Consider the following 10042-nt stretch of genomic DNA (forward strand, 5'->3'; position numbering starts at 1 on the left):
GGTGGTGGCGACCCTCGGGTTCGGCATTCGCGCCGCGCTGGCGGCCCGCCGGTCGGCGACGCCGACCCACCGGGAGACCCCGCATGAGCCCCTGGCGACGGCGAGCCGCTGACATGAGGGCCCCGCGGATTCCCTGGGCGCGGCTGTGGCAACGGGCGGTGCAGACGGCCCGGTTGCTCATCGGCGTGCCCGACTACGACACCTATGTCGAGCACATGCGACTGCGTCACCCCGAGCGGCCCGTGATGAGCTACGCGCAGTTCTTCGACGAGCGCATGCAGGCGCGCTACCGAGGGGGCGGCGGGCGCTGCTGTTGAGCCCGGAGCTACTTGCCGCCAGCGGCCATGCGCTGCATCTGCGCGTTGTACTCGGCCATCGTGCCCAGGCCCACCGCCGCGCGGCGCGCGTCCACGTTGGCCTCGTCCTCGATGGGGCGGGGCACGAGCTTGCCCTCCACGTTGTGGAACTGGGTGCCGTAGCGCTGCGGCTTGCCCTCCGCCACCAGGATGCGGTCCGTCAGGTAGGCGAGGTCCTTCCCCGAGCCCTCCCCCGCCGCCACCGCCTTCTCCAGCATCGGCAGACACTGCCTCTGGAAGGCCGGATCCAGGTCCGCGTGCTGCACGAGGAGAAACGCGGCCCGCGCGCCACGCTCGCCCACCAGCGTCTTCGTGGGCCACCCCTCTTGAGCGACGATCTCCTTCATGCGCGCGGTGTTGCGCACGTCGATGGCGCGCATGCGCTCGTTGGCCGCCGCGTCCTTGAATTGCGCCGCCCCCGCCGCGCGCCGGGCCGCCTGGTCCTCCTCCATCATGCGCAGCAGCTCGTCGCGCAGCTCTGGCTTCTGGGCCACGTTCAGCTTCGCCTCGTTGGCGGCCACCCGCTCGACGACGCGGGCGAAGGCGGGGTCCTCACGCACCGAGGCGAGGTCCGGATCCGACTTCAGATGGCTGGTCGCGGAGAAGCCGGCCTCCGCGGCCCGCCCGAGCCAGGTGAGCGCCTCGGCCTTCTGGCCCTCGAGGGCCGCGGCACAGGCGGCGTCATAGAAGAGGCCCACGTCCCGGAAGCCCTGCTCCCACGCGCGCCGGAAGAGCGGGAGGGCCTCGCCCGTCTTCCCGCTCATGGCCAGCGCATCCGCCTCACGCGCCAGCGCGAGCCCCTCCGCCGTGGGCGCCGGAGCGGGCGCGGTGGTGGGAGCCGTCGCGGGCGCCTCGGTGGGCGTGGAATGGGCACAGGCCGACAGAAAACTCAGCGCGGCGAGCCAGGCAAGGAGGCGGTTCATTCAAGCAGCTCCTGAAGAGGGCCCCGGCCAACGGGAGGTCGGTGGGGGGCGCGATAACACCACGTTCCGCCCGCCCTCCGAAGGACCCCTGGCTGGAATCCTTGCAGGCGGCCTTTGACACACGTGCTTCTTGCAACGCCCTCACCGCCCTGTCACGAAGGCCCCCGGGTTGTCGGGATTTGCCTCCCCGAGCCCGGGTGCTTCGAGCACCAACCAATTCGACCGGACGCGTCGTTGTCCGATAGATTCGGGAGCCATGAATTTCGTGAGTCGAGGACTGTGGATTGTCGGAGGTCTGGGTCTGGCGTTGGCCGCGTGCGCGCCGAAGCGGGTAGCGCCGGTGCAGAACTACAGCCTGGGGCTTTCGCGCGCGGGGTACCGCGACTACGCGGCGGCCAAGGCCAACATCTGTGACGCCGAGCCCCGCTGGCTGACGGACGAGCTGAGCGCGATGAACGGCCTGATGGAGGGCTTCCTGTCCTCGACGGAGCAGGCGAAGAATCCGAACTCCGTGGACCACGGGCGGCACATGGAGCTGCTGAAGGAGGCCTCGGGCTCGCTGGGCAAGGTGCTGGATGTGCACCAGGCCAACCTCCGGGCGCTCCAGAAGTGCGGCTTCGCGAAGTCCGGCGCCTTCCCACAGCTGGGGCAGCGCGGCCAGGAACTGGTGGAGCAGTCGCGGACGCGGCTGACCGAGGGCGGCGAGCTGCTCGCGTTGCAGGAAGCGCAGCGCAAGTGGCAGGAAGAGGCGCCGCAGCGGGAGCAGACGGCGCGTCAGACGTGGTGCGCGAAGACCGAGGTGGGCAGCACGGACGTGTTCTACGCGCGCCAGTTCGCCGATGGGCGCACCGAGTGGCTTTTCTGTGATGGCCACGTCGTCCAGTCCGCTGCCGCCGCCGGGAGCGAGCCGACCCTGGTATCGCCCGAGGGCTTGAGCGCGAAGGATCGCCGCAAGGTGAAGCCGCCGAAGTACCTCGAGGCCGCGCGCGGCTACCCGCCCGAGGAGGTCGACAAGCAGCCGACCCTCGGGGGCAACTCGGCGCCCGCCCACAGCTCGGACGCGAGCGGGGAGTGAGCGGACGCGCTACGGCGCGTACGTCACCACCAGGTGGTTGGCGGTGAGGACCATCCGGCGCGCCACGGCGCCGGTTCCCTGGACGGTGAGGTCGAAGGTGAAGGGCACGCGCAAGGCGCGCTCGTTCACCTGTTCGCGCAGCATGCCCTCCGAGTTGGCGCTGGAGTGGGCCTTGAGCTTCGTGCGTGTCGCATGGGCGCGAGCCCGCAGGCCGGTGTCGCTCAAGGAGAGCTCCACCACCAGGTCCGCCATCACGCCGGCGGCCACACCCTCCTGGAACCGGCGGACCTCCGCCTGGTAGGGCTTGGGGACGCTGCCGGTGTAGCGCACGTTCTCACCGCGCAGCAGGGCCCGGCAGGTGAGCGTGTTGGACGGGCCGAAGCGGATGTCGGAGATGCGCTCGACGATGACGTCGCCCTGGAGCTTCTGGTGGAAGTTGCGCGCGGCCATCCGCATCGGCAGCACCTGCGAGGCCAGCTGCTCGAGGGAGGCCGGGGTGTAATACATGCTGAAGGAGCGCCCGGAGCCGCCCGGTGAGCGCAGCTCCCCGAGATGGGCGTTGACGGACTGGAGCGCCCGGTCCGCGTCCTGGAGCTGCTGGGTGAGACGCTGGTTCTCCTTCTCCGCCGAGCGCATGCGGGTGGCCGGATTCGTGGCACAGCCCGTGCCCACGAGCGCCCCCAGCACGAGGCCGAGACGAAGCGCCCTCATGGCTTCACCACGATGCAGGTGCCCTTGGACAGGCGCCACGGTCCGGACGTGCGAGGCGCGGTGAAGGTGGCCGTCATGCGGTAGGGCTGGCCGCGCAGGAGGAACTGGGCATGGACCGCGCCCGAGCGGGGCAGCCCCTGAAGCTGCGCGTTGGCCGGAGACACACCGACACACCCGAGGTTGTTGAGGCCGGCGGCGCCCTCGGCCTGCGCCAGGGCCTGGAAGGATTGTTGTAGCTCCGCCTGCTTGCGGTTCAGCTCCTGCTGCATCGCCGCGTTGCGCGCCTCCAGCTCGTCCGCGCGCCGCTCCGTGGCGGAACCCGAGGACGCGCGCGCCCCCCGATTCGAAGCACACCCGGCCACGCACAGCGCGAGCACGGGCCCCCAGTACCAACGCGACATTCTCATGGCCCGCACGGTACCACCGCTCATGCACCCAGGCGGGACAAGCGTTCGGCGACGCGCGCATCGCCCCCGGCATCCAGCCCGCGCAGCCAGACCGGCAACGAGCTGCCCGACGCCAGCAGGTGCCCCTCGACGTGCGGGCGCAGCGTGCTCCACCGCGTCTCCCAGGCCTCGTCCGAGGTGAGCAACGTGCCCATGCGCAGCGCCAGTTCGGGCTCGCCCAGGGCCTCGGCCTGATGGGCCAGCACCCCCGTCGCGGCCTGGGCCGGCGCTCCGGCGGGAGCGCGCTTCCACTGCTCCAGCGTTCGCGAGAAGGCAGAGGCGTCCAGCTCGGCCAGCAGCTCCATCGCCGCCCACAGCGGCAACCGGGGCTGGCCTCGGGGCGCCACCACCTTCGCCATCAGCGCGGTGAATACCGCTCCCAGCGCGGCGTGACTGGATGGGTCGAAGCCGCTCAAGGCCCGGAGCGCACGCCGGGCCCGACGCGCCTGGAGCGCCACCTTCCAGCTCCGCCCGCCCACGCCGGAGTCCAGCGTGGTGAGCGCCTCGACGGCCGCCTTCACCTGCTCGGCGGAGGGCTTGCCCTTCTTCACCCGGGGGGGGAGCGAGAGCTTCGGCGAGGCCGCGGCCGCGCCCTTCGCCGCCTTGGGAGCCGCCGCGGGTGCCTCCGAGGACACCTCCTGGTAGCCCTCGCGCAGCTTCTCGGCCACCTTGCGCTCGTATTCGCGCCGCGCACCCTCGGCGTCGGGGAACTCCTTCTCCTTGCGCTGCCCCTCGGTGCCCAGCCGCCCGTACACCACGGTGAAGGTGGAGCCCTGGACCTCGGCCATCCAGAACTTCGCGCTGGTGCCCTCGACGAACTCGAACCTGCGCATGACGCTGTCCCCTCCCGTGCTGGGTCCGCGGATGCCCGGACGCTACTACGGGCGCCACCGCCGCTCCCACTCCGTTAGCATCGCGCGCATGATTCGTTCAGCCACCCCCGCGGATGTCCCCGCCATCGCCCGGCTCATCCGGGGCCTCGCCGAGTACGAGAAGCTCTCCCATGAAGTCGTCCTCCGCGAGGAGGACCTGCGCCAGCACCTCTTCGGCGACAAGCCCTACGCCGAGGTCGTCCTCGCCGAGGACGGCGGACAGGTGGTGGGCTTCGCCCTCTTCTTCCATAACTACTCCACCTTCCTCGCCAGGCCGGGCATCTACCTGGAGGACCTCTTCGTCTTCCCCGAGTACCGGGGCAAGGGGCACGGCAAGAAGCTGCTGTCACACCTGGCGAAGCTCGCCGTCGAGCGTGGCTGCGGGCGCTTCGAGTGGTCGGTGCTCGACTGGAACGCCCCGGCCATCGAGTTCTACAAGTCCTTCGGCGCGGTACCCATGAACGAGTGGACCGTCTTCCGCGTCACCGGCGACGCGCTCGAGCGGCTCGCCCGGGCCACTTGAGCCCGCTCTCCAGGCGACCAGCCTGCCGCGGAGCGTCGTCACGCATGGATCCACCAATCAGTGCAACGATGCGTTTTCGCTGCCCCAAGGGCGTGACATCCTCTCGAGGGAGCGAGACCGCATGAAGTCCTTCGATGACAAAGAGCGCCGCACGCTCGTCACGGACGAGCGTCGCACGGCCGTCACCGACGAGCGCCGTACGGCCGTCACCGACGAGCGCCGCACGGTCGCCCTTGGTACGGGGGACGCTCAAGCACCCGAGCCCCGCCCCCCGGCCCCGGAGACGCCCGCGCTCGGCCGCGGGACGCCCCTGGATCGCTACGTCGTGCTCGACCCGTTGGGCGAGGGCGGCATGGGGATGGTGTACGCCGCGTACGACTCGGTGCTGGACCGGAAGGTGGCGCTCAAGCTGCTGCCGCCCGGCGACGCCGACGCCGGTCCGGAGGCGACCTCGGGCTCGGGGCGGGCCCGGCTGCTGCGCGAGGCGCAGGCCATGGCCAAGCTCTCCCACCCCAACGTGGTGGGCGTCTACGACGTGTACCAGCACGGCACTCTGGTCTTCATGGCCATGGAGCTGGTGGAGGGCCAGACGCTGCTCCAGTGGCAGCAGGAGAAGCCGCACGGCTGGCGGGAGATCCTCTCGGCCTTCCTGGCCGCGGGCCGGGGGCTGGCCGCCGCTCACGCCGCCGGGCTCGTCCACCGCGACTTCAAGCCCACCAACGTGCTGGTGGGCAAGGACGGTCGCGTCCGGGTAACGGACTTCGGCCTGGCGCGCACGCATGACGCGCCACCGGAGCTCGCGTCCGAGGCGGGCACGTCCTCCGTGAGCACCAGCCCCGTCAAGCCCCACAGCCTGCTGGAGCTGAACCTGACGCAGCAGGGCGCGGTGATGGGCACGCCGGCCTACATGGCGCCCGAGCAGTTCCGTGGCATCACCGCGGATGCCCGGAGCGACCAGTTCTCCTTCGCCGTGTCGCTGTGGGAGGCCCTTCATGGAGAGCGTCCCTTCGAGGGCAGCACCCCCGCCGAGCGCCGGGAGAAGGTGCTGGCCGGCCGCGTCAACCCGCCGCCGCCCTATTCCAAGGTACCGCCCTGGGTGAATCGCGCCCTGCTGCGCGCCCTCAACAGCCCCCCGGAGGCGCGCTACCCCTCGCTGGACGCGCTACTGGCCACCCTGGAGCGAGACCCCGCCCAGGTGCGCCGCCGCTGGCTGTCCGCCGTGGCCCTGCTGGTGCTCTTCGTCGGCTCGGGGGTGCTCGCCTGGTCCGCCTGGCACCAGCGCCAATCCCAGTTGTGCACGGGCGCCCCGGAGAAGCTCAAGGGCCTCTGGGACACGCCGCGTCAGGGGGCCATCGAGAAGGCCTTCCTCGCCACTGGCCGGCCCTATGCCCGGGACACCTGGGAGCGCGTGCGCGAGGCCCTCAACAAGTACACCGTGGCGTGGACGGACATGCACCGGGACACCTGCGAGGCCACGCGCCTGCGCGGCGAGCAGTCCGAGTCCGTCATGTCCCTGCGCATGGCATGCCTGGAGGGTCGCCGGCGGGAACTGGCCGCGCTCACCGAGGTCTTCACCGAGGCGGATGACACCGTGGTGGAGAAGGCCATCTCCGCCGCCAGCACCCTGCGCACCCTGCGCGCCTGCGCGGACGTGGAGGCCCTGCTCTCCGAGGTGAAGCCGCCCGAGGACTCCGCCACGCGTCAGGCCGTGGAGACAGCGCGCGCCCAGCTCGCCCGCGTCAAGGCGCTCGCCGAGGCGGGCAAGTACAAGGAGGCCCTGGAGCTGGCCCCCGGGGTGCAGCAGAAGACGGCGAAGCTCGGCTACAAGCCCGCCCACGCCGAGGCCCTCTTCATGCAGGCCTGGTCGCGGATCGTCTCCGGGGAGAGCAAGGACGTTCCCCCGCTGCTCACCGAGGCCCTGTGGCTCGCACACGCCTCGCGGCACGACACGCTCGCCGCGGAAGCCACCGTGCGGCTGATGGGCTACTACAGCCTGCGCGGGCCCCAGGAGGAGGCCGAGCGCTGGGAGCACTTCGCGCGGGCCGCGCTCGACAGACTGGGAGAGAACGGCGAGCTGCGGGCCATCTACCACAACAACCGCGGACTGGCCTTCTACAACCAGGGCAACTTCGCCGAGGCCTACGAGGCCTTCGACAAGGCCTTCGCCCTCGCGGAGCAGCACCTCGGCCCCGCCAACGCGACGACGCTGCGCTACGCCACCAACTCCCTGGCCGCGCTGGGCAACCTGGATCGACTCGACGAATCGCAGCGGGCGCTCGAGGCGCTCGTCCGCATGGGGGAGACGAACCTCGGTGCCACCCACCCCTTCCTCACCCAACCCCTGATGAACCTGTCCAACGTGTACCTCATGCAGGGGCGGATCGCCGATGTCCGCGAGGTGCTCGATCGGGTCCAGGTGATCGGCCAGCAGGCCTATCGGCCCGACTCGGAGGAGTGGGCGCACTTCCATCTCGCCTACGGAGACCTGGAGAGCGAGGACGGTCGGGATGCCGAGTGCCTCACCCACTACGAGGAGTCCGCGCGCCTCTTCCAGGAGCGCACTGGAGCGGCGAGCACGGAGACGCTCCAGGCCCTCGTGCGCGTGGCCGAGGCCCAGCTCTCCCTGGAGCGGCTGAACCCCTCTCAGCAGACGTTCCAGAAGGTGCTGGAGCTGGCGAAGAAGGACCTGGGACGGCAGGAGCACATCTACACCCAGGGCCTGCTCGGGCTGGCGACCCTCCACGGGGTGCGGGGCCAGCATGACAAGGCACTCCGGTTGCGCCAGGAGGCGCTGGAGCTGCGCGAGCGCTACCTCGGCCCCGAGCACTTCAACACGTCCCTCGTCCGCCAGGACATCGCCACCAGCCTCCTGGAGCTGGGCCAGCCCGTGCGCGCGCTCGTCATCTTCGAGCAGGTGCTGGCCCGCTTCGAGAAGAAGGCGGAACTGGAGTCGCCGACGGGAGCCCTGCTGCTGGCCGGCAAGGCCGAGGCCCTGCGCAAGCTGGGCAGGACGTCCGAGGCCATTCCGCTGCTGGAGCAGGCGCTTCAGATCGTCGAGAAGCGCTCGGGTCGCGCCGAGTACGTGGCCATGGTGCAGTCCACCCTGGCCCGCGCCCTCGTGGATGCCGGGCAGCAGCTGGAGCGGGCCCCACGGCTCGCCCTGGCGGCACGCGCCACGTATGCCCGCGCGCCCATCCTCCACGCGAGTGCCCTGGCGAAGCTCGACGCCCTGCTGAAGCGGCATTCGCCCGGGACGAGCGCGGCCCCACCGGGCTCAACGGCGCTGCCGGCCCCTCCTTGAGGCGCTCCGCGTACTCGCCGTGAGCAGCTCCAGGAAGCGCTGGCCGGCGCGTCCGAGCGGCCGGTCCGCCGGGTGCACCAGCGCGGGCGCGAAGCGGAAACGCGAGCCGGCCCGGTAGGGCACCTCACACAGTCCCCACCGAAGAGGCGCGGGTTGACGAGGCGGCGGCTCTCGGAACCACCGCTCGTTCGGAGAGGGCAACTTCGGGGCCCTCTTCCGCTCCATCGAGCGGGACCAGGAGCGCCGCGGCGTCCTCTAGCCCCCGCTAACGCGTGTTGGGCATGGTCTCGAAGGGCCACACGCGCGTTCCCTCGGTCCCCAGCCTGAGGTCGGCGAGCCGTTGAGCAATCCTCCACGGCTCGCCGCCCGCGCGATTCGTCAGGACGATGACCGTGAGTCGCTGCTCCGGGTACTTCACGATGGCGTTGGTGAAGCCCGAGGTCTCCCCATGGTGCGAGAGGCGCACCCGGCCCTGGTCCTCATCGATGAACCAGCCGAACCCATAGCGCGCGGACGAGCCATCCGGCAGCGTCGCCGGTGTCCAGGCAAGCCGCTGGGTCTCCGCGCTGACGAGCGCGTGCCTGTCGAGGGCCGCGTTCCACGCCACCAGCTCCGCCACGGACGAGTAGATACCGCCATCCCCCAGCACGGCACTGGTGGGGCTCTGATCCCGAGGGCGGAAGCCCTTCGAATCGGCCACATAGCCGTACGCGCGCCGCGACACCGTGGAGACGCCCTCCTCGTGCGCGACCGTCGAGCGCATGCCGAGTGGGGCGAAGATGCGCTCGTGCAGGAACCTGGCGAACGGCATCCCACCGACCCGCTCCACGAGGAGGGCGAGCACGGCGTAACCGGAGTTGCTGTAGCGCACCGCGGTCCCGGGCGGGAAGTACGTGCGGTCGGCGTGGGAGAGGAGCTCGAGGACGTCGCGATCCTTCACCTGCACGCTCTGGGTGTCCGGGACGAAGGCCTCGTAGTCCCAGATGCCCGACGTGTGCTGGAGCAGGTGACGGACGCGGACCTCACGCAGGTACACCGGGAAGCCGGGGAGCACGTCGACGACGCGGTCGTCGTAGCGGAGCTTGCCCTCCTCGACCAGGAGCAGGATGGCCATGGCCGTGAACTGCTTGGTGAGCGAGGCGAGACGGTAGTGGGTCTCCGGCGTGGCGGGCGTCCGCGCCTGGAGGTCCGCCAGCCCATAGGCACGGCCGAGCACGACCTGTCCGTCGTGAATCACGACGACACTGGCACCGGGACCCTCCGGGCTGTCATAGGCGGCGAAGAGCGGGTCCACGGTGCGCACGTCCATGGCCGGGGGCGGTCTGGCGCTCGACGGGGTTCCAGCACAGCCGACGAGCAGGGAGAAGGCGGCGAACAAAGCGAGAATCGAGAGGGAGCAGTCGGTCATGGGAGCCCAGCTTCCAGCTTGCCTGGAGGGGGGCGTTCCCGCACGCGTAATTGGCCTCCCTCCCTCTAAAGGAACGTCTCAATGAGCCTCGCTTTTGTCGTAACCACTTGAGGCCTCGTGACCGCTCGCGTCTGGAAGATCGCCTCACTTTTTCGTCTACATCCAGGGCGAGCCCATAAAAGGTTCCAGGTGTGAAACGTTTCACAGTCCCACGCGGTATGGCATGCTAGATGGATGCTACCAACGCTTCATCGCCTTGATGAACGCCTGGGTTTTCGAAGGGAAAATCCTGAAATGAATTGTCTATCTTTCCGCATTCACGCGTCACTCGCCGTGACCGTTTTCCTCGCGGCGTGCGCAGGACAGCCAGCCGATATGACGCAGGGTGCTACCGCCGGAGAGGTGGTGGCCGTTGCTCCGGGTTCTT

Annotated in this window: 9 protein-coding genes; 4 read left to right on the plus strand and 5 right to left on the minus strand. The window is 70.4% G+C overall.

What is annotated here, in order from left to right:
* Positions 1 to 113: 113 nt before the first annotated feature.
* Entirely contained in the window at positions 114 to 317 is a 204-nt protein-coding gene (locus VF794_RS11670) for a YbdD/YjiX family protein (protein WP_331109724.1), read from the plus strand.
* Between the two features lie 8 nt (positions 318 to 325).
* Here the strand turns inward: VF794_RS11670 and VF794_RS11675 are convergent, their stop codons facing one another.
* Positions 326 to 1279 carry a DUF6624 domain-containing protein gene (locus VF794_RS11675; RefSeq protein WP_331109726.1) on the minus strand — a complete coding sequence of 318 codons (954 nt, stop codon included), beginning with the start codon at positions 1277 to 1279 and terminating at the stop codon, positions 326 to 328.
* A 256-nt stretch (positions 1280 to 1535) separates the two neighbouring features.
* Here VF794_RS11675 and VF794_RS11680 point away from each other — a divergent pair, with 256 nt between their 5' ends.
* Complete coding sequence (locus VF794_RS11680) at positions 1536 to 2354, plus strand: hypothetical protein (RefSeq protein WP_331109728.1); 819 nt, start codon at positions 1536 to 1538, stop codon at positions 2352 to 2354.
* A gap of 9 nt (positions 2355 to 2363) precedes the next feature.
* Here the strand turns inward: VF794_RS11680 and VF794_RS11685 are convergent, their stop codons facing one another.
* From VF794_RS11685 to VF794_RS11695, 3 genes are read right to left on the minus strand one after another with little or no spacing between them, the layout of a single operon-like run.
* Positions 2364 to 3065: a hypothetical protein gene (locus tag VF794_RS11685; RefSeq protein WP_331109730.1), complete on the minus strand. Its 702-nt coding sequence runs from the start codon at positions 3063 to 3065 to the stop codon at positions 2364 to 2366.
* Positions 3062 to 3472, minus strand: coding sequence for a hypothetical protein (locus VF794_RS11690; RefSeq protein ID WP_331109732.1), 411 nt, complete (start codon positions 3470 to 3472; stop codon positions 3062 to 3064). Before VF794_RS11690 ends, VF794_RS11685 begins: the two co-directional genes overlap by 4 nt.
* A gap of 20 nt (positions 3473 to 3492) precedes the next feature.
* Entirely contained in the window at positions 3493 to 4344 is an 852-nt protein-coding gene (locus VF794_RS11695; RefSeq protein ID WP_331109734.1) for a WGR domain-containing protein, read from the minus strand.
* Between VF794_RS11695 and VF794_RS11700 the strand changes: the two genes are divergently transcribed.
* Positions 4343 to 4906: a GNAT family N-acetyltransferase gene (locus tag VF794_RS11700; protein ID WP_331109736.1), complete on the plus strand. Its 564-nt coding sequence runs from the start codon at positions 4343 to 4345 to the stop codon at positions 4904 to 4906. The two genes, VF794_RS11695 and VF794_RS11700, sit on opposite strands and share 2 nt — an antisense overlap.
* Positions 4907 to 5027: 121 nt before the next feature.
* A complete protein-coding gene (locus VF794_RS11705; RefSeq protein WP_331109738.1) occupies positions 5028 to 8207 on the plus strand; it encodes a tetratricopeptide repeat protein in 3180 nt (1059 codons plus the stop codon).
* Positions 8208 to 8472: 265 nt separating this feature from the next.
* On the opposite strand, the gene VF794_RS11710 is transcribed toward VF794_RS11705, so the two are convergent.
* Positions 8473 to 9615 (minus strand): serine hydrolase domain-containing protein, encoded by a 1143-nt coding sequence (locus VF794_RS11710; protein ID WP_331109740.1) that lies wholly within the window; start codon positions 9613 to 9615, stop codon positions 8473 to 8475.
* Between the last annotated feature and the right edge of the window lie 427 nt (positions 9616 to 10042).

This window comes from Archangium sp. (genome assembly GCF_036389735.1).
GTDB lineage: Bacteria > Myxococcota > Myxococcia > Myxococcales > Myxococcaceae > Archangium.